The organism is Cryobacterium sp. PH31-L1 (assembly GCF_030063145.1).
Lineage (GTDB): Bacteria > Actinomycetota > Actinomycetes > Actinomycetales > Microbacteriaceae > Cryobacterium.
This window is the reverse complement of sequence record NZ_JASISM010000001.1, coordinates 722,646-744,956: the sequence shown is the minus strand read 5'-3', so window position 1 is coordinate 744,956 and position 22,311 is coordinate 722,646. Positions and strand designations below refer to the sequence as shown.

The 22,311-nt window shown below is 65.8% G+C and carries 23 protein-coding genes; 3 read left to right on the top strand and 20 right to left on the bottom strand.

What is annotated here, in order from left to right:
- Nucleotides 1–18: 18 nt before the first annotated feature.
- From QMF22_RS03625 to QMF22_RS03555, 15 genes are all read right to left on the bottom strand, one after another.
- Nucleotides 19–276 carry a YlxR family protein gene (locus tag QMF22_RS03625; protein ID WP_105034388.1) on the bottom strand — a complete coding sequence of 86 codons (258 nt, stop codon included), beginning with the start codon at nt 274–276 and terminating at the stop codon, nt 19–21.
- A gap of 8 nt (nt 277–284) precedes the next feature.
- Nucleotides 285–1,322 carry a transcription termination factor NusA gene (gene nusA / locus QMF22_RS03620; protein ID WP_283450443.1) on the bottom strand — a complete coding sequence of 346 codons (1,038 nt, stop codon included), beginning with the start codon at nt 1,320–1,322 and terminating at the stop codon, nt 285–287.
- A 198-nt stretch (nt 1,323–1,520) separates the two neighbouring features.
- Complete coding sequence (locus QMF22_RS03615; protein ID WP_283450441.1) at nt 1,521–3,284, bottom strand: proline--tRNA ligase; 1,764 nt, start codon at nt 3,282–3,284, stop codon at nt 1,521–1,523.
- A 47-nt stretch (nt 3,285–3,331) separates the two neighbouring features.
- Nucleotides 3,332–3,568 carry a hypothetical protein gene (locus QMF22_RS03610; protein ID WP_283450438.1) on the bottom strand — a complete coding sequence of 79 codons (237 nt, stop codon included), beginning with the start codon at nt 3,566–3,568 and terminating at the stop codon, nt 3,332–3,334.
- Nucleotides 3,565–3,885: an ArsR/SmtB family transcription factor gene (locus QMF22_RS03605; protein WP_283450436.1), complete on the bottom strand. Its 321-nt coding sequence runs from the start codon at nt 3,883–3,885 to the stop codon at nt 3,565–3,567. The genes QMF22_RS03610 and QMF22_RS03605 overlap by 4 nt, the downstream gene beginning before the upstream one ends.
- 158 nt (nt 3,886–4,043) lie before the next feature.
- Nucleotides 4,044–5,198 carry a flavodoxin-dependent (E)-4-hydroxy-3-methylbut-2-enyl-diphosphate synthase gene (ispG, locus tag QMF22_RS03600; RefSeq protein ID WP_283450434.1) on the bottom strand — a complete coding sequence of 385 codons (1,155 nt, stop codon included), beginning with the start codon at nt 5,196–5,198 and terminating at the stop codon, nt 4,044–4,046.
- A 50-nt stretch (nt 5,199–5,248) separates the two neighbouring features.
- Nucleotides 5,249–6,325 carry an alpha/beta hydrolase gene (locus QMF22_RS03595; protein WP_283450433.1) on the bottom strand — a complete coding sequence of 359 codons (1,077 nt, stop codon included), beginning with the start codon at nt 6,323–6,325 and terminating at the stop codon, nt 5,249–5,251.
- Nucleotides 6,322–7,218 carry an alpha/beta hydrolase gene (locus QMF22_RS03590; protein WP_283450430.1) on the bottom strand — a complete coding sequence of 299 codons (897 nt, stop codon included), beginning with the start codon at nt 7,216–7,218 and terminating at the stop codon, nt 6,322–6,324. The genes QMF22_RS03595 and QMF22_RS03590 overlap by 4 nt, the downstream gene beginning before the upstream one ends.
- Nucleotides 7,215–7,892 carry a TetR/AcrR family transcriptional regulator gene (locus QMF22_RS03585; RefSeq protein ID WP_283450428.1) on the bottom strand — a complete coding sequence of 226 codons (678 nt, stop codon included), beginning with the start codon at nt 7,890–7,892 and terminating at the stop codon, nt 7,215–7,217. Before QMF22_RS03585 ends, QMF22_RS03590 begins: the two co-directional genes overlap by 4 nt.
- Entirely contained in the window at nt 7,889–9,451 is a 1,563-nt protein-coding gene (locus QMF22_RS03580) for a class I adenylate-forming enzyme family protein (protein ID WP_283450426.1), read from the bottom strand. The genes QMF22_RS03585 and QMF22_RS03580 overlap by 4 nt, the downstream gene beginning before the upstream one ends.
- A complete protein-coding gene (locus tag QMF22_RS03575) occupies nt 9,448–10,533 on the bottom strand; it encodes a branched-chain amino acid ABC transporter permease (RefSeq protein ID WP_283450751.1) in 1,086 nt (361 codons plus the stop codon). Before QMF22_RS03575 ends, QMF22_RS03580 begins: the two co-directional genes overlap by 4 nt.
- 20 nt (nt 10,534–10,553) lie before the next feature.
- Complete coding sequence (locus QMF22_RS03570) at nt 10,554–11,429, bottom strand: branched-chain amino acid ABC transporter permease (protein WP_283450423.1); 876 nt, start codon at nt 11,427–11,429, stop codon at nt 10,554–10,556.
- Nucleotides 11,426–12,157, bottom strand: coding sequence for an ABC transporter ATP-binding protein (locus QMF22_RS03565; protein WP_283450420.1), 732 nt, complete (start codon nt 12,155–12,157; stop codon nt 11,426–11,428). The genes QMF22_RS03570 and QMF22_RS03565 overlap by 4 nt, the downstream gene beginning before the upstream one ends.
- Complete coding sequence (locus QMF22_RS03560) at nt 12,154–12,909, bottom strand: ABC transporter ATP-binding protein (protein ID WP_283450417.1); 756 nt, start codon at nt 12,907–12,909, stop codon at nt 12,154–12,156. Before QMF22_RS03560 ends, QMF22_RS03565 begins: the two co-directional genes overlap by 4 nt.
- Before the next feature lie 6 nt (nt 12,910–12,915).
- Nucleotides 12,916–14,130, bottom strand: coding sequence for a substrate-binding domain-containing protein (locus QMF22_RS03555; protein ID WP_283450415.1), 1,215 nt, complete (start codon nt 14,128–14,130; stop codon nt 12,916–12,918).
- A gap of 204 nt (nt 14,131–14,334) precedes the next feature.
- Here QMF22_RS03555 and QMF22_RS03550 point away from each other — a divergent pair, with 204 nt between their 5' ends.
- Nucleotides 14,335–15,519, top strand: coding sequence for an acetyl-CoA C-acetyltransferase (locus tag QMF22_RS03550; protein ID WP_283450413.1), 1,185 nt, complete (start codon nt 14,335–14,337; stop codon nt 15,517–15,519).
- Between the two features lie 6 nt (nt 15,520–15,525).
- On the opposite strand, the gene QMF22_RS03545 is transcribed toward QMF22_RS03550, so the two are convergent.
- The 4 genes from QMF22_RS03545 to QMF22_RS03530 all read right to left on the bottom strand — a co-directional run bounded on the left by QMF22_RS03545 (nt 15,526) and on the right by QMF22_RS03530 (nt 19,360).
- Complete coding sequence (locus tag QMF22_RS03545; protein ID WP_283450411.1) at nt 15,526–15,888, bottom strand: SHOCT domain-containing protein; 363 nt, start codon at nt 15,886–15,888, stop codon at nt 15,526–15,528.
- A 115-nt stretch (nt 15,889–16,003) separates the two neighbouring features.
- Nucleotides 16,004–16,678 carry a response regulator gene (locus tag QMF22_RS03540; RefSeq protein ID WP_283450410.1) on the bottom strand — a complete coding sequence of 225 codons (675 nt, stop codon included), beginning with the start codon at nt 16,676–16,678 and terminating at the stop codon, nt 16,004–16,006.
- Complete coding sequence (locus tag QMF22_RS03535) at nt 16,675–17,922, bottom strand: sensor histidine kinase (protein ID WP_283450407.1); 1,248 nt, start codon at nt 17,920–17,922, stop codon at nt 16,675–16,677. The genes QMF22_RS03540 and QMF22_RS03535 overlap by 4 nt, the downstream gene beginning before the upstream one ends.
- Before the next feature lie 58 nt (nt 17,923–17,980).
- Nucleotides 17,981–19,360 (bottom strand): M50 family metallopeptidase, encoded by a 1,380-nt coding sequence (locus QMF22_RS03530; RefSeq protein ID WP_283450406.1) that lies wholly within the window; start codon nt 19,358–19,360, stop codon nt 17,981–17,983.
- A gap of 70 nt (nt 19,361–19,430) precedes the next feature.
- Between QMF22_RS03530 and QMF22_RS03525 the strand changes: the two genes are divergently transcribed.
- Nucleotides 19,431–20,663: a serine/threonine-protein kinase gene (locus QMF22_RS03525; RefSeq protein WP_283450404.1), complete on the top strand. Its 1,233-nt coding sequence runs from the start codon at nt 19,431–19,433 to the stop codon at nt 20,661–20,663.
- The gene (locus QMF22_RS03520) at nt 20,660–21,127 is read left to right on the top strand and encodes a mucin-associated surface protein (RefSeq protein ID WP_283450403.1); all 468 of its coding nucleotides are present in this window, start codon (nt 20,660–20,662) and stop codon (nt 21,125–21,127) included. The genes QMF22_RS03525 and QMF22_RS03520 overlap by 4 nt, the downstream gene beginning before the upstream one ends.
- Before the next feature lie 4 nt (nt 21,128–21,131).
- Here QMF22_RS03520 and dxr read toward each other — a convergent pair whose 3' ends face one another.
- Complete coding sequence (dxr, locus tag QMF22_RS03515) at nt 21,132–22,214, bottom strand: 1-deoxy-D-xylulose-5-phosphate reductoisomerase (protein ID WP_283450400.1); 1,083 nt, start codon at nt 22,212–22,214, stop codon at nt 21,132–21,134.
- Nucleotides 22,215–22,311: the final 97 nt, after the last annotated feature.

Sequence of the window (22,311 nt, the reverse complement as noted above, 5' to 3'; positions counted from 1 at the left end):
CTCATTTCGAGCCGCTCATTAGTTATCCATAAGCCAATTCAGCCTGTTCTCTAGTTGTTTCGCGTCCAGTGACCTGGTCACGCGAAAGGCACGCCCGAAAGCGTGTCGCCTTACGGCATCCTGAAAGCACGATTCACGGGCGTGCAGCCACGCACCTCTACCGGGGATTGTGGCGGTTTCATCCACTACAATTTCTGATTTCCCAGCAACGATCCGCAAAAGTGAGGATCGAGGGGCGCGCGAACGGCAGCCAATACACGTTCTTACGGAGTCCATCGTACCCCCTATTCGGCATCCTCCAGAATGCTATCCGGCTGAATGTCGATTTTCGCGCCGGTGAGCTTGGCAGCGAGGCGAGCATTCTGGCCCTCTTTACCGATGGCGAGCGAGAGCTGGTAGTCGGGCACGAGGGCTCGCACGGCCTTGATCGACTCGTCGATCACGTAGGCGCTGGTCACCTTGGCCGGCGACAGCGCGCTCGCGACGAAGGTCGCGAGGTCGGGCGAGAAGTCGACGATGTCGATCTTCTCGTTGCCCAGTTCCACGGTCACGGCGCGCACGCGCTGGCCGAGCTCGCCGATGCAGGCGCCCTTGGCGTTGACGCCGGGCTCGGTCGCGCGCACGGCGATCTTGGTGCGGTGACCGGCTTCGCGGGCGAGTGACACGATCTCGACGACTCCACTGGCAATCTCGGGGACCTCGAGTGCGAACAGCTTGCGCACGAGCGACGGGTGGGTGCGCGACACGGTGATCTGCGGGCCCTTGAGTCCGCGACCGACGGCCGTGACGAACACGCGAATGCGCGCTCCGTGCACGTAGCTCTCGGTGGGAACCTGCTCCTCGGGGGGCATGATCGCTTCGATGGTACCGAGGTCGACGTGGATCATGCGCGGGTTCGGACCCTGCTGGATGATACCGGCGACGATGTCGCCCTCGCGGCCTTTGAACTCGCCGAGCACGGCATCGTCGGCCAGGTCGCGCAGACGCTGGTTGATGACCTGCTTGGCAGCGAAGGCCGCAATACGACCGAAGTCGGTCGGGTTGTCGACGGCTTCGCCGATGACGTTGCCCTCGTCGTCGTGCTCGGGAATGTAGATATCCACGTGCCCGGACTTGCGGTCGAGAACGACACGCGCTTCGGGCACTTCCTGGATATCGTGCTTGGCTTCAGCAATCTTCGAAGCTTCAAACTTCGTGACGTCCTGCTGGATGTGCTTGACATAGGCGGTCAGAATCGCCTGTTCGATGATTTGCACGAGTTCCTCGAAGGGAATCTCTTTTTCGCGCTCCAGTAGCCGCAAAACACTGAGGTCGATGTCCATGGCCGGCCTCCTCTACGTACGATCTAGTCGCATGATCTTGCCGCCGCGAAACCGCGCAGCGGGCTGAATACTACGGTACCCGAATCTGCGGCGCCCCGTCACCCACTCGCCCGGACTGGGCCGGTTACGGCGGGTTCGCTGCAGAACGGATGCTGCCGGCGGGGCCAGCCGGCAGCATCCGTTCTCGATACTGACTCGTTAGACGAAGTGCTTGGCGACGTCAGCGACGTCGACCTGCTCGCGGTCGCCGCTGCGGCGGTCCCACAGCTCGACGATGCCGTCGGCGGCGCCGCGGCCGACGATGACGATCCACGGCACGCCGATGAGCTCGGCGTCACCGAACTTGACACCCGGCGACACCTTGCGGCGGTCATCGTAGAGCACCTCGCGGCCGGTGGCCTCGATGGCAGCAACGACGGCCTCCGAGGTGTCGAAGACGATCTCGTCCCGGCCGGTGGCGATCACGTGCACGTCGAATGGCGTGACCGATTCGGGCCAGATCAGGCCCTTGGCATCGTTGTTGAGTTCGGCGATGACCGCGAGGATGCGGGTGACGCCAATGCCGTATGAACCCATCGTGACCGTGACCAGCTTGCCGTTCTCATCGAGAACCTTCAGGCCGAGCACTTCGGCGTACTTGCGACCCAGCTGGAACACGTGACCGATTTCCATGCCGCGGATGAGTTCGACCGGGCCACTTCCGTCGGGGGCCGGGTCGCCGCCGCGCACGTCGGAGGACTCGACCACGTCGTCGATGGCGAAGTCACGGCCCGCGACGAGGCCGAACACGTGCCGATTGTCTTCGTTGGCGCCGGTGATCCACTCGGTGCCGGCGACCACGCGCGGGTCGACCAGAAAACGGATGCCGGTGGTCGATTTGGTACCAAGAACGGCACCCTGGGCGCTCCACGGGCCGATGTAGCCCTTGACCAGGCCCGGGTTTTTGGCGAAGTCACCCTCGTTTGCAGCCTCGACCTCGGCGGGAGCGAACGCTACCTCGACGCGCTTCAGGTCGACCTCGCGGTCGCCGGGAACGCCGATCGCGATGAGTTCGCGCGTTCCGTCAAGACTGGTCAGGGCGAGTACGACGTTCTTGAGCGTGTCGGCTGCGGTCCACTCGCGCCCATCGAGGCGGGGGTGCTCGGCGTTGGCCTTGTCGACCAGCGTCTGGATGGTGGGGGTGTTCGGGGTGTCGAAGACCTGCGCGGCGGGGAGCCCGCCGAAGTCTTTGCTCTCCGGAACGAGGGTGCGGAACGCCTCGATGTTGGCCGCGTAGCCGCCGGGGCTGCGCACGAAGGTGTCCTCGCCGACGGGAGTCGGGTGCAGAAATTCTTCGCTCTTGGAGCCACCCATAGCGCCGGCATCCGCTTGAACGATCGCGTATTCGAGGCCGAAGCGGGCGAAGATGCGCTCGTAGGCGTCGCGCTGCTGCTGGTAGCTCAGGTCGAGGCCGGCGTCGGTGTAGTCGAAGGAGTAGGCATCCTTCATGGTGAACTCTCGGCCGCGCAGCAGTCCGCCGCGGGAGCGTGCCTCGTCGCGGTACTTGTCCTGGATCTGGTAGATCGACAGTGGCAGGTCCTTGTAGCTGCTGTACAGGTCTTTCACGAGCAGAGCGAAGACCTCTTCGTGCGTCGGCGCGAGCAGCATGTCGGAGCCCTTGCGGTCCTTCAGGCGAAACAGACCCTCGCCGTATTCGTCCCAGCGACCGGTCAGTTCGTAGGGTTCGCGCGGCAGCAGGGCCGGGAAGTGCACCTCGTGCGCGCCGGCCGCAGTCATCTCTTCACGGATGATGCGCTCCACTTTCGCTTTCACCCGCAGGCCGAGCGGCAGCCAGGCGAAAATGCCCGGGGCTTGGCGACGGATGTAGCCGGCCCGCACGAGCAGGCGGTGGCTGGTCACCTCGGCGTCGGAGGGGTCTTCGCGGAGAGTACGGAGGAAGTAGTTGGAGAGACGTGTAGGCACCCGTCTACCTTACGCGCGCGCCGCGATCCGCTCCCCCACTGCTTGGTTCAGCCGACCTCACTTAGGGTGCGCTCGATGGCGACCAGTCTGGCATCCATCGCGGTTAGTTTTTCTAGGAGGGCGGCGTTGGTCGCAGCGCTCTCCGCCAGCGCGCGCGTCAGGGCGGCCGACCCCTCGGAACCGGCTGCCTGCCGACGTGACCGGAAGTGCAGCTTGAAGATCGCGTAGGTGATTCCGCCGATGATCGCGACGATGGGAACGAGATACGCGAAGTCGAAGTTCATGGTGTTTGCCCCTGTTGGTTGATTACCGCAGCGTTTGCCACGGCCTCGGCGATGGTGTCGATGGTGACGATGATTGAGAATGGCGCCAAGGCGACGTGCTTGAGCGCGGTTCCCTCCCGGGAGAGTTCCAGCGACGTCGTGACAAATCCGCTTGCCTCGAGTTTTGCCAGGTGCATGTAGAGCAGGGCACGAGACATACCGACGCGACGCGCCAGCTCGCTGATGTGCACACGCCCGCCCTGCAGTTCGGCGAGGATCAGCATCCGTTGCGGACTGGCGACCGCCGCGAGGGTTGCGCTCAGCTGTTCGGTGTTCACTCGACACCTCCTGATGGGTGCAAGTATATTCTTACACCTGCAAGATGCGCAACCCGCGCTTCACCCAACAATCGGATGCCGCGTCCTGCGAAAGCGGGTGAACTGTTGCCTGGCGTGTGCTCAAGCGACCGTTCACCCGCTTTCGCGAATCGGGAATGCTACTTCGCGCCGACGGAGACCGTCGGACTGCCCAACTCGGCAGCGGGCATCTCGGCTGCGAGACGGTTGGCTTCTTCGATGAGCGTCTTCACGATCTCGGACTCCGGGACGGTCTTGATGACCTCGCCGCGCACGAAGATCTGGCCCTTGCCGTTTCCGCTCGCGACACCGAGGTCGGCCTCGCGGGCCTCGCCCGGTCCGTTGACGACGCAACCCATGACCGCGACGCGCAGCGGCACAGTCATGCCCTCGAGCCCGTCGGTGACATCGTTGGCGAGCTTGTAGACGTCTACCTGGGCCCGGCCACAACTCGGGCAGGAAACGATCTCCAGCTTGCGTTCGCGCAGGTTGAGCGACTGCAGGATCTGCAGGCCCACCTTGATCTCCTCGACCGGCGGGGCGCTCAGCGACACGCGGATGGTGTCTCCGATACCCTCGCCGAGCAGGATGCCGAAGGCCGTGGCGCTCTTGATGGTGCCCTGAAAGCTCGGGCCGGCCTCGGTCACTCCGAGGTGTAACGGCCAGTCGCCGCGCTCGGCGAGCAGCCGGTAGGCCTTGACCATGATGACCGGGTCGTTGTGCTTGACCGAGATCTTGAAGTCGTGAAAGTCGTGCTCCTCGAACAGGCTCGCTTCCCAGACGGCGCTCTCCACGAGCGCCTCCGGGGTGGCCTTTCCGTACTTCTGCATGAGGCTCGGCTCGAGCGAGCCGGCGTTGACGCCGATGCGCAGGCTGACACCGGCGGCCTTGGCTGCAGCAGCGATCTTGCCGACCTGATCGTCGAACTTGCGGATGTTGCCAGGGTTGACCCGCACGGCGGCGCAGCCGGCGTCGATCGCGGCGAAGACGTAGTTCGGCTGAAAGTGGATGTCCGCGATCACCGGGATCTGGCTCTTCTTCGCGATGATCGGCAGGGCTTCTGCGTCATCACGCGTTGGCACGGCAACCCGCACGATGTCGCAGCCGGTCGCCGTGAGCTCGGCGATCTGCTGCAGCGTCGCGTTGATGTTCGTCGTCGGAGTGGTCGTCATCGATTGCACGCTCACTTGAGCATTGCCACCGACCAGGACCTTTCCGACCTTGATTTGACGGGATTTACGTCTGGGAGCGAGTACCTCAGGTACTTTGGGCATCCCCAAGTTGATTGCAGCCACTTGCCTAGCTTAGTTGTCATAACCCCAGCCAAGCTGAATGCCGACCCGGATCAGCGCTCCAACTGGGCGAGCAGCGCCGCGAGGAATGCGGCCGGGTGCTCGAGGTGCGGCGAGTGGCCACAGTCGGCGAGTTCCAGCTCGGTCAGGTTGCCGCCGGCGGCCCGGTAGGCGCCAAGCACGGCCCGGGTCTGCTGGATCATCGGCTGGGGAGGGGCCACATCAGCGCCGGGCCAGCCGGGAATCACGCCGAGCTGCCCGAGATAGTTGAGGTCGAAGAACGAAGTGTCCGACACGATGACGTCGTCGCTGCCGTGAATCCAGAGAATGGCCGGCTTCTCGGCCAGGTCGACAATGCCGCTCGTGTTGAAATGAGCGGGAGACATGGTATTGAGCACGCCACAGTCGCCGGGGGCGAATCCGGGCCAGTTCTCTGAAACCGTCGAATCCCCGGGGTAGTTACCGACGCCGGTGGCCGTGGTCAGCATGGACTCGATCCAGATTTCATCGTGCTCAGAGCTGAACGGCGGCTTGACGTACGTGGTCTGGTAGACGGTGCGAGGGCTGGTCGGGTCAGCGCCGTGGTCGCCGTCATGCAGCCTGGCGACGAAGTCGGGGTTGGCCCCGCCGGCGCCCGTTCCGGCGTCGTCAACGCTCAGCCGATGGCCATCCGTTCCCCCGGTGCCGCCGAAGCCGTAGGGTGAAACCGGCGCGACCAGGGTCAGGGTCGCCGCCAGGCTGGGGTGATCGAGCAGTAGCTGCATGGTCACACCGCCGCCCATACTCCAGCCCACGAGGTGTGCCCGGTCGACGCCGAGTTCTGAGAGCACAGCGGCGATATCGTCGGAGTAGTCGGCCAGTCCGCGGGTGGCATCGACCGGCCGGGTTTCGCTGGTGCCGAAGCCGCGCAGGTCGATGGCGAGCGCACGCACCGTCGCGGGCAGAGCCAGCATGAGCGGCTGCCAGAACAGCGATGACGACACGTTGCCGTGCACGAAGACAACGGGCGTCGCGGTCATTACTGTTGCCGGCCGTTCGAGCACTCCGGCGCGCAGGCGCGGGGTGACAACGCTGTGCGCCGTGATGCCGTCGAAAATGTTGCCCGTACTGGTGGTGATGGTGTCGCTCATGATCGGGGTCCTCTCGGGTAGCTGGCGGGGGTAGACAGGTTCACGGCCCGGGCGACCTGGTCGGCGCCCCGGTCACTCATCACGATCGTGTAGTGGTTGACGTCGTCGACCTCCCGAACGGTCAGCTGCGGCAGTCGTGTCGCCCAATCCGCGACAGCCGCCCGTTCGTACAGTGCAGTCGGCTCGTCCAGCAGCCCGCGCGGGGCACGCAGAAATTCGATCGGCAGACTGAGGCCGGCGAGCGCGTCCGCGTAGCCGTCGGCACCGTTGAGCTCCATCGCATTCGCGGCCACCGCCTCCAGCCGCGCTGACGGGTGCAGAGCCGGCGCCGTGCCATCGAGGTCGTAGCGGGCAAAATCGGCCACCCGCGATGACCAGTCTGCGACGAACGCGGGGTGGTTCTGCCAAAAGTTCTGGTAGGCCTCGACCGTCTCGAAGGTCTGCGATAGCCGTTTGGCGGCCGGGCCGAGCATGAGCAGCGGATCAATGCCCACGTCGCGTGGAATCGGCAGGCCACCGTCCACCAGAACGAGCGAGTCAACCCGGTCGGGGTAGAGGTGCGCGAGCCACACGGCGACAAACGCGCCCATGGAGTGCCCGACCACGACCGTGCGGTCGACCTCCAGAAAGTCCAGCAGCCGGGCCAGGTCTTCGGCATGGTGCCGCAGCCCGTAGGGCGCGGGCAGGGCATTGCTGCGAGCGCGACCCCGCAGGTCGGGAGCGATCACCCTCGAGCCGGGCAGGCGTTCCACCAGCCACGGCCAGCAGCGGTGCGAGGCTGTGATGCCGTGGATGGCTAGCACCGTCGACTGCCCGTGGGCAGCGCGCCACTGGCCACCACGCAGGTCTCCCCCGGCGACCGGAACTCGGAACGGCTGATAGTGCTCACTCATCGCTGCCTCATTTCCACGTTGTTGCTGGAGACGGTGTTGCCGGTACCCAGTGCACCCTCGATGAACCGCATCATCTGCTCGAAAACGTGCTCGGGCACAGCGCGGGTTCCGCTCGCGAACGGATCGGCCCCGGCCCCTTCGAGCGCCTCGTCATCTCCCCAGAGAACCCAGCGCATGCCGATCATCTCGCCGATTCCCATGAGCGCCCAGGCCGCAACGGTGGGATCGATGTCGCTGATCTCCCCTGCCGCGCCCGCCGTGCGCAGCCCCGCTATGTAGCCCTCGACGATGCGCGTGTAGTGCAGCCGCAGAGCGCCAGGCGAGACGAACTCTGCCTCACGAATCACCCGGTACAACGCGGGGTGGTCAGCGGTGAATTGAAAGAAGGCCCGAAATCCGGCGCGCTCCGAATCGATCCGATTTTCCGTAGCAGCGGATGCCGCACTCATCGCCAACCGCACCCGGTGGTTGAGGTCTTCGACCAGTTCGTTGAAGATCTGTAGTTTCGAGTCGAAGTAGAGGTAGAACGTGCCCTGGCCGATGCCGGCGGTATCAGTTATCCGCGAAATCGACGCATCGGCGTACCCGACGCGCGAAAACACCTGCTCGGCCGCTTCGATGAGTTTGCGCTTGGTTTCTTCTCCTCGGGCGGTTCGCGGCATTCCGGCGCTCATTGTTTGTTTCCTATCTTTTCGAAATCAAGTCCTTGTTTCCAGTTCTCCAGCAGCTGGCGCCGCAGCACCTTGCTGCCGAGAGATCGCGGAATTTCCGGTACGAAGCGCACGAACGCCGGAACCTTGAACGCGGCCAGTTGGGTGCGGGAGTAGGCAAGAATGCCGAGCTCATCGGCCGCGAATCCGGGTGCCAGCACGATGAAGGCCACACCGACCTCTCCCCACCGCTCGTGCGGCACCCCGATGACCGCCACCTCGGCGACCGCGGCGTGTTCGATCAGCACGGTCTCCACCTCCGCCGGTGCCACGCTCTCGCCGCCCGAGATGAAGATGTCGGTGAGCCGGTCGATCACGGCAAAATAGCCGTGCTCGTCGCGGCGCACGAGGTCACCGGTGTGCAGCCAGCCACCGCGCAGGGTGCGAGCGGTCTGCTCGGGAGCACGAAAATAGCCCGAGAACACGCCGGGCCCCCGCACCAGCAGTTCACCCGTCGCGGCCCCGCCGAGCAATTCGCCGGTGATCGGATCGGCCACGGCGACCTCGACGTGCGGATACGGCTTGCCGGCGTAGCCGACCATGCTGCGCGCCTCGTCGTCGGGCAGACACAACACGTTCGGGGAGGCCTCGGTCAGACCGTACCCCTGCGTGAGTGCCACACCGCGGGCGTGCCAGGTACGCAGCAGGGGCGCGGGCATCGGTGCGCCACCAACCACGGCGTGATTCAGGCTGGACAGGTCGGTCGCAGCGAAATCAGGGTGCTGAGCGAGGAACAGGTAGTTCGCCGGAACGCCCATCATGGTCGTGATGCGACGATCTTTGATCAGGTGCAGCACCCGGCCGGGGTCGAAGGTGCGCTCGAGCACGACCGTGGCGCCCATCCACCAAGCCAATAACGGCTGGATGTTCCAGCCGCCAACGTGATACTGCGGCATGACCGAGAGCACCACGTCTTTGCTGGTGATTTCGGTGATGCGCGAGAGCGACAGGTTGGTCCAGAAACAGTTCGCGTGGGTTAGAACCGCGCCCTTGGCCGGGCCGAGCGTGCCGGAGGTGAAGACGATCAGCAGCGCATCATCGTCTCGAACCGTGCGGGTCACCAGCTCATCGTGCGGGCCGTGTCGCGGGGCCGGTACAAAGTTTTCCACACCCCGCACGCCGACCAAGGTCGAAGGGAGGGGCAGGGGAAGTCGACCCTGGGCATCCGTTGCCAGGGTCTGGAACTCGTCTTCCACCAGCAACAGTGCCGGGTCGGCGAGTTGCAGCTGTGCGGCGAGCTCGCGTGGTGCGAGCCGCCACGACAGCGGCACGAGTACGAGGCCGGCCTGCGCGCAGGCGAAGAACAACACGACCTGGTCTGAGCTGTTGCCGGTGATGGTCGCCACCCGATCGCCGACGCCGTAGCCGGCGGCGCGAAAAGCCGCGGCGAGGTCGCTGGCCCGGTCGTCGAGGTCGCGGTAGCGCAGTGTGACGCCGCGGTCGTCGACGGCGACTCGTTCGGGCGTGGCCCTGGCGCGGTCGCGGGTCCATCGGCCCAACGTGTGCAGGCCGTCATCGGTCATGTCGTCTCCTCTGCGTCATGCATGCGCTCCCGACCTCGAGCCCGAGGCCGTTGCGGCCGGCCGTTGCGCCGGGTCAGCCCAGCCAGCCCACCCGGAAGAAACAACACCACGAGAATAAACAGTGTGCCGAGAATGAACAACGGCTGCGACAAAGGAATCCGCAGAACGTCGGGCAGACCGGCGATCAACTCCGACCCGGCCAGGGCGGTCAGCCGCTGGTCGAGCAGCGTGTAGACCAGCGCGCCGAGGACGGCGCCCCAGCGCAGCCCGACGCCGCCGAGCACGACGATCACCAGCAGGGTCAGCGTGAAGTCGGGCGTGGCGACTCGCGGCGAGACTCCGCTCTGCAGCAGCAGGAACGCCGCTCCAGCGAGGACGGCGAGCGCCCCGGCAATGCTGAAGATCAGCAACCGCACAAAATAGGGACGGATGCCGAGGACCCGTACCCGGAGTTCGTTTTCGCGAGTCGCGGCCACGACATGGCCCGCGCGGGATTTCTCCACCCACAACACCACGAGGTAGACCGTGACCAGAACCGCGAGCGACAGCCAGTACAGGTTGCGGGTGTTGAGCACGCCGACCAGAGCGTCTGGCACATGCGCGACGTCGAGTGTGAGCCCCTCGTCCCCGCCGGTCTGCCCGCCCGGGTTGCGCCGTACCACGACCGAGCCGGCCTGCGCGAAGGCGAGCGTGACCATGGCAAAGGAGATACCGGTGACCCGCAGGCTGACCGAACCCACGAGTGCGGCCACCACGAAGCCGATCAGCACCGTGATCAGAATCGACGCAACGAACGTCGCACCGGCTGGCAGCCAACTCGGTGAGAAGTTGCGCAGCACGATGCCGAGGCCGTAGGCGCCGGCCGCGAAGAAGAGAGCGTGCCCGAACGAGAGCATGCCGGCCAGGCCGAACAAGAGGTGGTAGCTGAGCGCGAGAGCCGCGATGAGCATGGCGTAGGCGAGCAGTTGCAGGGTGCCCGGCGTGTAGGTCGCGCCCGGAAAGACACCGGGAATCGTGATGTTCAAAAGCGGCAGCAGCACCATGAGCAGCACCAGCGCCGCGCTGGCGGTGATTTTGGTCATTGGCCTGGCCCAGAAGGCGCTCATGCTTTCGCTCCCATCAGTCCGCGCGGACGCAGCAACAGCACCGCGGCCAGGGCCAGCACCACGGCGAGGTCGCCGGTTCCGCCCAGATAGAAGTTCGCGAACTGCTGCAGCACCGCCACCAGAACGGATGCTACGGCCGCCCCGGCCAAAGACCCCAGCCCTCCGATAACCGTCACGATGAAGGCGAAGATCAGCAGGGACCCGCCGATGTGCGCCGAAACGTAGCCGTAGTAGATCGAGGCGAGCACTCCGCCGAGTCCGGCGGCGGCGCCACCGATCGCGAACACCAGGGTGAAGGCGCGGCGCACATCGATGCCGAGCGCGGTGACCATGAGCCGGTTCTCGACGCCGGCCCGAATGATCAGGCCATACCGGGTGAACTTGAGGAACAACACGATCGCCACGAGCACCAGCACCGCCACCAGGATGAGCATGAACCGGTTGTTCGGAATGCGCGCGCCGAGAATCTCGGTGGTCTGCCCAAGCCAGGACGGGCTCGTCACGTAGGTCGGGTCGGTGCCCCAGATTCCCTCGAACAGAGCTACAGAGGCCAGGGCGAGGCCGACCGTCACGAGTACCTGTTCGATGTGCCGGTTGTACAGCCGCCTGATCAGGAAGAATTCGGTCGCGGCTGCGACGAGCGCCCCGACCACGGCGCCGGTCAGCATGGCGGCGACCAGTGCCCACCAGGATCCGTCACTGAGGCGGCGGGCGACCTCCCAGCCGATGAAGGCGCCGATGGTCAGAAAGGAGCCGTGCGCGAAGTTGAGCACGCCCATCAGGCCATAGATGAGAGAGAGCCCCGACGCGACCAGAAAATACAGGGCCCCGAGGCCGAGGCCGGTGATCAAGAGCAGAACGATGGTGCTCATGCGTTAACCTCCGCGCTGCCGCTGTGCACGCCGAGGTAACGCTGGATGCGTTCCTGATCGTCGAGCAATTCGGCGGCTTCGCCGGTGAAGACGACGCGGCCGCCGGAGAGCACGACCACCCGGTCGGCGAGTTGGCGAATCACCTGCAGGTTCTGTTCGACCAGAAGGATCGGCACTGTTTTGGCGGCGGCCAGTAAGGCCTGGCTGACCTCGGTGACGATTTTCGGCGAGAGTCCCTTGGTGGGTTCGTCGACCAGGAGCAGCCGGTTTTGGTTGAGCAGGGCTCGGGCGAGCGACACCATCTGCTGCTGCCCTCCGGAGAGGGTACCGGCCAGTTGGGCGTGGCGTTGCACGAGGTCGGGAAAGAGTTCCTCGACCAGGGCGCGGTTCGGGTGGGTGGAGCGTTCGGCCAGTTTCAGATTTTCGGCGACGCTGAGTTTGCCGAACACCTCGCGATCTTCGGGCACGTAGCCGACGCCGAGCTGCACGACCTTGTGGGTGGGCAGCCGGTCGACCCGGCGCCCGGCGAGGGTCACCTCACCGGTGCGGTCGATCAGGCCGAGGATCGATTTGATGGTGCTGGTTTTTCCGACGCCGTTCCGGCCGAGCAGCGCGGTGACGCCGGTGTCTGGTACGTCGAACGAGACGTCTTCGACGACCTGCTGGCCCTCGATGCGTCCGTACAGGTTGCGTACGGTGAGGATATTGGTGCTTGATGTGGTGCTCATACCGGGTCTCCGAGGTAGGCGGACTGAACCGTGGGATTATTCATCACCGCGTCGGGGGTGTCGCAGGCGAGCAGCTCGCCGTGGTGCATGACCGCAACGCGGTCGACCAGGCCGAGCACGACCTCCATGTGGTGCTCGACCATGAGCACCGTGCGGCCGCCGTGGTGCAACGCGCGAATGACCTCCATCAGGCCGGGCACGTCGCCTGAGCCGACGCCGGCCATCGGCTCGTCGAGCAGGATGACGCTCGGGTCCATCGCGAGCAGCATGGCTATCTCCAGCTTGCGCTTGTCACCGTGCGAGAGGCCACCGGCTTTGGCGTCGGCAAGGTCGGCCAGCCCCACCTCGTCGAGGCGATCGGCGGCGAGCCGGGTGGCGGCATCCGTCCTCTTCGGAAACCGGGTGACGAGGCTGCCGCCACCGGCCTTGGCTTGTGCGGCCAGCCGCACGTTTTCGGTGGCGCTCAGCCCGTTGAACAGGCTCGAGGTTTGAAACGTGCGACCGAGGCCGGCCCGTGCCCTGACGTGGATCGGTTCCCGGGTCATGTTGCGGCCGTTCAGCTGCACCACGCCTTCCGTGGCAAACAGCACACCGGAAATCAGGTTGAACAGGGTTGTCTTACCGGCCCCGTTGGGGCCGATCACACCGAGCATCTCGCCCCTCGGGATCGACAGCGACACATCGTTGAGGATGCGGGCACCGCCGATCTGCAGGCCCAGATGCTCGATACTGAGCACGGGCTGGTCCGGCATCGCGATCTACTTTGCTGCGACGATAGGCGGCGCGACGGTCTTGGCGTCGACAGTCTCGATCAGTTCCGGCGCCCAGGTGCCGTCGGTGCCTTCCTTGAGCGTGGCCTGGAACATCGGCTGCAGCACGGCGTGGTCTTCGGCACGAATGGTGATCGAGCCCTTGACCGAGTCGAACGTGTAACCCTCGAGCGAGGCGATCATGTCATCGACGTTGTCACCACCGCCCTCGCCAACGGCCTGAACGAGCATCTGGGCGGCCACGAAACCGTCGGGCGAGAACAGGTCTGCCTGTGCGTCGTTGGCTTTCAGGTAGCTGATCATGGCCTTGCTCTGCTCGTTGTCGGTGGCCGACGCAAAGTAGTGCGAGAGAAAGCTGATCTTGCCGCTCGCGGCACCGTAAGCGCCGTAGGTCGAGACATCACCGAGGCCGGTGACAACCGGAACAGCTTCGAACACGCCCTGCTGCTGCAGCGCGGTCCACATGGCACCGGTGCTGGCGCCGGCCCAGGCCACGAAGACCAGGTCTGGTGAGGCGTCGAGCAATTGCTGCGCGAACGGGGTGAATTCGGTTGCGTCTTCGGCGACAAGTACACCGTCGACGATTGCGCCCTTGGCCCCGAGCACGGCCTTGACGCCGGCCAGGTTGCCCTGACCGAAGGCGTTGTCCTGGGCGAAGACGACGATTTTCTTGCCGCTCGGGTCGCCGATGAACGTTCCGGCTGTCGCAACGTCTTCATAGGTCTGCCGGCCGGATCGGAAGGTGTACTGGTTGATGCCGGTGATGGCATCGGCGGCTGCCGGGCCCGAGATGTAGAGAATCTTGTTCTGCACAGCTTGCTCGGCCAAGGTGACGGCGATTCCCGACACGACGGTGCCGGCCATAATCTGGTATCCCTGCCCGATCAGGTCTTTAGCAACCGAGACCGCGGTGTCGGGGTTGCCCTGGTCGTCTTTCCAGGTGATGTCCAGTTCGCGGCCGTCGACAGTGCCCGTGCCGTCGGTGGCGTAGTCGAGGCCGGCCTCGAACCCGGCGGTGTACGCGGCACCGTAGGCGGCGAGCGGGCCGGTCGCTGAGGTGATCATGCCCACCTGCACCGCGGGCTTCGTGGTGGAATTGTCGGTGTCTGCGCCGCCGGTCGTGGCCGTGGGGGCGCATCCGACCAGGGTCAGGGCTGCGACGGCGAGAATTGCCGGGGCCAGGAACATCTTTGTTACCCGCATGAAATTTGCCTCTCGATCAGTTGAGTGCGTGCTGTTGAGGTGGGGCGTTCTGAAACGCTATGGCGCCAAACCTGACAGGTGGTTCAGGTATCAGGAATCTATGGGCGATCGCCGGTACTGTCAAGAGGCAGGAGTGAACCGATACCCAGACGTGGCCAATATGCTGGGGTGGCACGCATCAATATTTTTGACAAAGGAGTCCTGATGACCGAAACCGACGTCGTAATCCTGGCCGGATCACGCACCCCGCAGGGTCGCGTGAACGGCCAGCTCTCGTCCCTCACCGCCGTCGACCTCGGCGCCGCCGCCATTGCCGGCGCCCTCGCCCGCGCTGGAGTGGCACCGGAGCAGGTCGACTTCGTGCTCATGGGTCAGGTTTTACAAGCCGGGTGTGGGCAGAACCCGGCCCGGCAGTCCAGCGTGGCTGCGGGCATCCCGTGGAATGTGCCGGCCATGACACTCAACAAGGTCTGCCTGTCCGGCCTCGCCGCCGTCATCGATGCCGCCCGCCTGGTGCGGCTCGGCGAAGCGGATGTCGTCGTGGCTGGCGGTCAGGAATCCATGTCCCGCGCGCCCCACCTGCTGCCTGGCTCCCGCCAGGGCTGGAATTACGGAACCGTGTCAGCGCTCGACCACGCCGCTCACGACGGACTCACCGACGCCTTCGACGGCCTCTCGATGGGACTCTCCACCGAGCGCGCCAACGTTGAACTCGGACAGACCCGCCTCGAGCAGGACGAAATCGCCGCTGCCTCGCACCAGCGTGCCGCCGCTGCCGCCGCTGATGATGTGTTCAGCGACGAGATCACGCCGATCAGCGTGCCACAGCGGAAGGGCGAGCCGCTCCTGATCAGCACCGATGAGGGCGTTCGCGCCGAGAGCACGACCGAGACGCTCGGCCGCCTGCGCCCGGCGTTCGACCCGGCGGGAAGCATCACGGCCGGCAATGCAGCCCCCCTCAGTGACGGCGCGAGCGCCGTCGTCGTGACCAGCCGCGCTTGGGCCGAGAAGCACGGCCTGCCCTGGCTCGCCGTGATCAACGCGAGCGGCCAGGTGGCCGGGCCCGACAATTCCCTGCACTCCCAGCCGGCCAATGCCATCGCACACGCCCTCAAGCGCGAAGGCTGGACCGCCGCAGATCTCGACCTGGTTGAGATCAACGAGGCGTTCGCCTCGGTCGTGGCCCAGTCGTCGAAGGTGCTCGGCGTGTCGGCCGATGTCGTGAACATTCACGGCGGCGGCATCGCCATCGGCCACCCGATTGGATCGAGTGGCGGGCGCATTGCACTGCACGCGGCCCTCGAACTGGCCCGGCGTGGCACCGGCAAAGCCGCCGTCGCGCTGTGCGGCGGCGGCGGCCAGGGTGAGGCGCTGCTGCTGTCCCGGTAACGGCTACTAGGCCGGCGGGGCCTGGCTGTCCGGCCGGTTCGCGCGCAGCACTTCGAGCCGGGCGCGATACTCGACCTCGTCGATGTCGCCCTGGGCGAAGCGTTCGGCGAGCGTCTTCTCGGCGCTCGTGGAATCCGCCTGGCCTTGCCAGCCGGGGTGCCGGTTTCCCTCTCGCATGCTGCGACGCCAGCGGCGACCGAAGATGGCGAACAGTACGGCCACGACGATGATCCAGAACAACGGGATCAGCACGAACCACCAGCCGAAGCCGAACCCGCCGTTCATCATTCCGCCATGGCCGTAGCCGTCGCCGTCGCCGGGACGGGCAGCGAGCGCGGTCAGTACTCCGTCGCGCAGTGTGGTCAACATGGCCTGTCCTCTCGTTCGGTGAAGTACAACCAGTCTTGACGACCCACGATACGAGCGCATCGGCTCCCGGGCGTCAGTTGCACTACGCCCGCGGGTGTATCAACGACTTGAGCGATCAGCTGCTGGGGCTGACCAGCCCTGCTTCGTAGGCGATGATCACCAGCTGCACCCGGTCGCGGGCGGCGAGCTTGCTCATGATGCGGGACACGTGGGTTTTCGCTGTCAGCGGGCTGAGGAACAGCTCCGTGCCAATCTCGCCGTTGGTCAGCCCCCGGCCGACCAGACCGAGCACCTCACGTTCGCGATCGGTCAGGCTGGCCAGCAGCGCGGCATCCGCTGTGTGGGAATCGGGGCGCTGACGCAGGCCGGCCGCCATCCGTTCGAGCAGGCGCCGGGTGACTCCGGGCGAGAGCAGGCCGTCGCCGTCAGCAACGACGCGCACCGCGCGAATCAGCTCGGTCGGCTCGGTGTCCTTGACCAGAAAACCGCTGGCCCCGGCGCGAATGGCGTGCACGACGTATTCGTCGAGCTCAAACGTGGTCACGATCACAATGTGCGTGCCAGACAGTCGCGGGTCGCGAACGATCTGTTCGGTCGCCCAGAGGCCGTCACCGCTCGGCATGCGAATATCCATCAGCACGACGTCGGGTCGGTGTCGGCTGACCTGCTCTACCGCCTCGGTGCCCGTGCCCGCCTGGCCGACGACGGTGATGTCCGGCTCGGATTCGAGCAGGGCCGCGAATCCGGCGCGGATCAGCTGTTGGTCGTCGGCGATGACGACGCGAATCACCGCTCGCCGCGTCTCATCGGAATGCGCGCCGCTATCTGCACGCCGCCGCGCGCACTGCGGAGCACTTGCAGGCTGCCGCCGAGCAGTTCCGCGCGCTCCCGCATGCCGAGCAGTCCGCCGCCGGAAGTGAGCGGCCAGGCAGGCGCCAACCCGTCGTCGGTGACCGTGAGCAGGTAGTCGCTGTTCTGGCTCGCCAACACAACGGATGCCTCCCCCGCCCGCGCGTGCCGCAGCACGTTCGTGAGGGCTTCCTGACAAATGCGATACAGCGCCAGTTGCGTTGCCGCCGGCATCTCCGCCTCGGTGTCTCCGGAACGCGCTTCCAGTGCGTCAACCAGGGTCACCTCCAGTTTCTGCGCGCGGAAGGTCTCCACGAGCGCCGGCAGGCTGGCCAGGTCGGGCTCAGGGGTCAGCGGCGCAGTGCCCGGCTCGTTTCCTGACCGCAGGATACCGAGTACCAGACGTACCTCTTCGAGCGCGGTCTTACTGGTGCTCTTGATGCTCGCGAGCGCCTGCGCGGCCTGCTCCGGCTGGCTCTCGATCAGGTGCAGCCCCACCCCGGCCTGCACGTTGATCTGCGACAGGGAGTGCGCGAACACATCGTGCAGTTCGCGCGCAATGCGCACGCGTTCTTGCTGTTCGGCCGACATACGACGGGCGTCAAGCGTGCGCCGCAGCTCGGCAAAACGTTCCCGACGCGAGCGGATGGCCTCCCCGATTCCCATGAACACGGCCAGCGCCAGGGTGGTTCCGGCGATCCGCAGCGGATGGAGCCCCACCCCGAACGCGGCCGCGAGCCCCAGCACCAGGACCCAGGCCGCTGCGACGGAGCCGTACACCCAGACGCGTACCCCACGCACGATGCCGAGAACGATCGCAAGAATCAGCGCAATGTAGGGCACACCAATTTCGGGACGCACGAGGGTGAAAGAACCGGCCGCGACGGCGACAACGGCCACGACCGGGCCGGGAAACCGCCGGGCGCCGATCAGGGCGAGCGGGCCGATCAGAGCCAGGCCTACGGCAAGAAACCAGCCGGCCAGCGCGAGTCCCGGACGCTCAAAGTCCGGGAGCGGACCCGGGCCTCGCATCATGTCGAAGTGATCGAAGCGGCCCCGTCCAGGCCAGGCCAACACGGCCACCGCCGGTACCTGGATCATTACGGAGATCACCACGGGCAACCACAACCGAATGGGCCGCGGCATGCCGTACCCGTTCCCGCTGGACTCCCCGTGTGGTGGCATGGCTTGATGCTACTTCCGTGCGCCGGGCGCCGCATCCGCCCGCGGGAGTAGCTGCCCGCTACCCGAAGAAGTTGATCGGCTTGACGATGTCCGCGTAGATGAGCAACAGGCTCATCCCGCCGAGCAGAACCACGACCGCCAGCGTGAGCGGCATGAGCTTGGCCATGTCGACCGGTCCGGGATCGGGCCGTTTGAACAGCTTCGCGAAGAATCGACGGATGCCTTCCCACAGTGCACCGGCAACGTGGCCGCCGTCGAGTGGCAGCAGGGGCACCAGGTTGAACACGAACAGGGCGATATTGAGCGATCCAAGCAGCTGCAGCATGCTCGCGACCTTCGTAGCGACCGGAATGGTGTCCATGCTGGCCAGTTCGCCGGCGACCCGGCCGACACCCACCACGCTGATCGGTCCGTTCAGGTCGCGCTCGCCCGGGCCGAACGCGGCCTTGGCCACAGCCACGAGCCGGTCGGGCAGGTTGAGAATCACGTGCGCGACGGCGGAGATGTTGTCGCCGACCATTGGCAGCACGGCTGTCGCGGGCTGGGGCACCAGTTCGCTCGCCGCTCCGATGCCGACGAACCCGACTTCCTCGGTAACGGCAGCGCCGGAGGCATCCGTTTTGATCTTGTTGTCAGCGGTATACACGTAGCGTTCGGTGAGTTTGGGGGTGAGCGAGAGGTCGACGTCGGTGCCGTCACGCTCGACCACCACGGCGAGGGTGCGTCCGGGCGCCGAGCGGATGACCTCGGTCGACTGCTCCCAGTTCGATATGGCTGTTCCGCCGATGCTGACCAATCGGTCACCTGGCTTCATTCCGGCAGCGGCACCGGGCGAGGCTTCATCGGTTGACTCGCAGGCCTGCCGGTCACTCGAGGCGGGGAGCACGCACTGGCTCACGCTGCCGATGGTCGTGCTGATCTGCGGGCTGCCGAATCCCATGACCAGAATGGAGAACATCACAATGGCAATGAGTAGGTTCATGGTGGGCCCACCGAGCATGATGATCACGCGTTTGTAGACCGACAGCTGATAGAACGCGCGGTGCTCTTCACCCTCGCCGATGGTCTCGGCGCTGGCTTGGCGGGCATCGTCGACCAGGGTGGACAGGGCGCTGGTCTTCTTCTCCGGTTCGCCCTCCTGAACCATCTGGTCGAAGAACCCGGTGGTGGTGGTACGGGGGGCTCCGCCCTTTTTCGACGGTGGAAACATGCCGATCATGGCGATATAGCCGCCGAGGGGCAGCGCCTTGACGCCGTACTCGGTCTCGCCCCTGGTGCGCGACCAGACTGTCGGGCCGAAGCCGATCATGTACTGGGTTACCTTGACGCCGAACAGCTTGGCGGGCACGAGGTGGCCGATTTCGTGCAGGCCGATAGAGACGGCGAGTCCCACGACCACGATTGCGACGCCCAATATGAACAGAAGTACGGTTTCCACTGTCGTAGAGTAACCGCATCAAGCTGCAAAGCGGCTGGCCGTGAGGCCGAACCTCCCCATCAGGGGGCACATGTGCTTTGCTAGAGGGTGGACGCCCCAGGAGGTCCCCCTGTCTTACGAACCAATTCCCACCCAGCAGCTACCGAGCCCCGGCCCGGTGGGCAGCCTGCTCGCCGACCGTTTTCTGATCGAGACCCTCATCGGTACCGGCGGGATGGCGTCCGTTTATCGGGCAACGGATACCGCGCTCGGCCGTACAGTGGCCGTCAAACTGTTTCGGGCAGACGGCGGCGCCGCTGAGCCGGAGCGTCAGAGCGGCGAGATCGCCCTGCTGGCAAGCCTGAACCATTTCGCCCTGGTCACCCTGTTCGACGCCGGCACCGCCATCGTCGACGGCGTGCCGCGAACCTTCATCGTGATGGAACTCGTGGACGGCCCCGATCTGCGCGCCCGCATCGCGACCGGCCCGCTGCCGAGCCGCGAGGTGGCCGCGATGGGTGCCGATCTGGCCGAGGCACTGCACTGCGTGCACGAGCAGGGCATCATCCACCGCGACGTCAAGCCGGCCAACGTACTGCTGTCCCCCTCCGGCTTTCCCGGCCGCAGCATGCACGCCAAGCTCGCCGATTTCGGCATTGCCCGGCTGCTCGATGAGACCAGGCTCACCGCGACCGGTTCGCTGCTCGGCACGGCGAGCTACCTGAGCCCGGAGCAGGCGCTCGGCGCTGCGATCGGTGCACCGACGGATATCTATTCGCTCGGCCTGGTGCTGCTCGAATGCCTCACCGGCGTGCGCGCCTACCCCGGAACCGCCGTGGAGTCGGCGATGGCGCGGCTGCAACGCCAGCCGGGGATTCCGAGCACGCTGGACCGGGACTGGACCGAGTTACTCGCGGCCATGACCGCCCGCGAGACCGCGGATCGTCCGAGCGCCGCCGAGGCGTCCCTGCTGCTCCGCGCGCTTGCGACCGGAACCGAAGACCAGGCCGTGGCCACGCTGCTGCTACCCGCTCACGCGGGTGAGGCCGCTGCGACCGAGGTACTGCGTGCCGGTCCGCCCCCCAGCCCCAAACCGTCAACTGCAGCCATCTCCTGGAAGCAGACGGGGACCACGCCTGCACCGCGCCGCAACCGGGTTATCCTCTGGATCGTCCTGGCGGCCCTAGTGGTCACCGCGATCGTGCTCGGTGCGCTGTTCCTGGGCGGCGGAGACGATCCACCAGCGGTTCCGCCGAGTTATCCGGCGGTCGACGGCACCCTCGGCACGCACCTCGAACAGCTTCAGGAAAGCGTGAACCCGTGATGCTCAAACGACTGACCCTCGCGCTCGTTTCCGGATTACTTCTGCTCTTGCCGCTGGCCGGTTGCGCGGCTGAACCGGTCGAACTTCAGGCCACCACAGCCGAAAATCTACAGTCTGCAATGCTCGGCATCACCGAGGCGGCGGCGGACGGCAACTTCACCGAAGCCCAGTCGCTGCTCACCGCCATGCAGGGCAATTTGCGCACCGCAGCCGCCGGCGGCCAGGTCAGCGCCGCACGGTCGGAGTCGATTCAGACCGCGATCAACCTGGTCAGCGCCGATCTGACGGTTGAGATCGAAGCTGCTGCTGTCGCTGCTGAAGCCGCTGCCGCAGCGGCGGCCCTCGCCGAGAAGCAGGACGCCGAGAATGCCAAGGATGCCAAGGATGCGGCAGAAAATGCCAAGGACGCACGCGAAGAGTGCCAGGACGGCAAGGACCGGGTCAAGGCGGGCGAGTGCAACTAAGCCGTCAGCGTGCCGCGATCCGCTGATCGGCGGCGGCCCTCGCCCAGAGTTCGGCCTCGGCGAGTGACTCGAGGGTGAGTTCAAGGTCGTGTTCATGGCTTTCGACCACGTGCAGCACGGTGTCGACGATGTCCAGAAAGCCGATGCGCCCGGCGTGAAAAGCGGTGACGGCCTGCTCGTTGGCTGCGTTGAACACGGCCGGATAGGTGCCGCCCAGTCGGCCGACCTTTTTGGCCAGTTCCACCGCGGGAAAAGCCGTGTCGTCGAGCGGTTCGAAAGTCCAGCTGTGCGGTACGGTCCAGTCGATCGGGGCGCCGACGGCGGCGACCCGGTTCGGCCAGTCGAGACCGAGTGAGATCGGCAGCCGCATGTCCGGCGGGCTCGCCTGTGCGATGGTCGACCCGTCGACGAATTCGACCATCGAGTGCACCACGGATTGCGGGTGCACGACGGCGTCGATGCGGTCGTATTCCACGTCGAACAAGAGGTGCGCTTCGATGATCTCGAGCCCCTTGTTCACGAGGGTGGCCGAGTTGGTGGTTACCACCAGGCCCATGTCCCAGGTCGGGTGGGCGAGGGCCTGCGCGGGCGTCACCCGGGCAAGCTGTTCCCGGGTGAAACCGCGAAACGGCCCACCGGATGCCGTGAGCACGAGTCGACGCACCTCGTGCGGCGTTCCCGACCGCAATGCCTGCGCGATGGCGGAGTGTTCGGAGTCGACCGGAACGATCTGCCCTGGCGCAGCAAGATTCTTCACGAGATCGCCGCCGACGATCAGCGACTCCTTGTTGGCCAGAGCCAGAGTTCGCCCGGCTTTCAGCGCGGCCAGGGTGGGGCCGAGACCAACGGAACCGGTGATGCCGTTGAGCACGACGTCGGCTTCGATGTCCCGCACGAGCTGCTCCGCAGCATCCGCTCCCAGTGCGGTGTGCTCGACCTGAAAGTCCAGGGCCTGCGCATCGAGCCGTTCTCGGTTGCTGCCGGCAGCGAGGCCTACCACCTCAAACCGCTCCGGATTGGCACGAATGACGTCAAGCGCCTGGGTTCCGATCGAGCCAGTTGACCCGAGAATGATTACTCTGCGCATACCTCCATGCTAGGTGCCGGGCGCGGCGTATGTTCGATGCCGGCCAGTGGTGGCGTAGTGTCGACGGGTGACTGGTGCCGATGCAGAACCCAAAGAC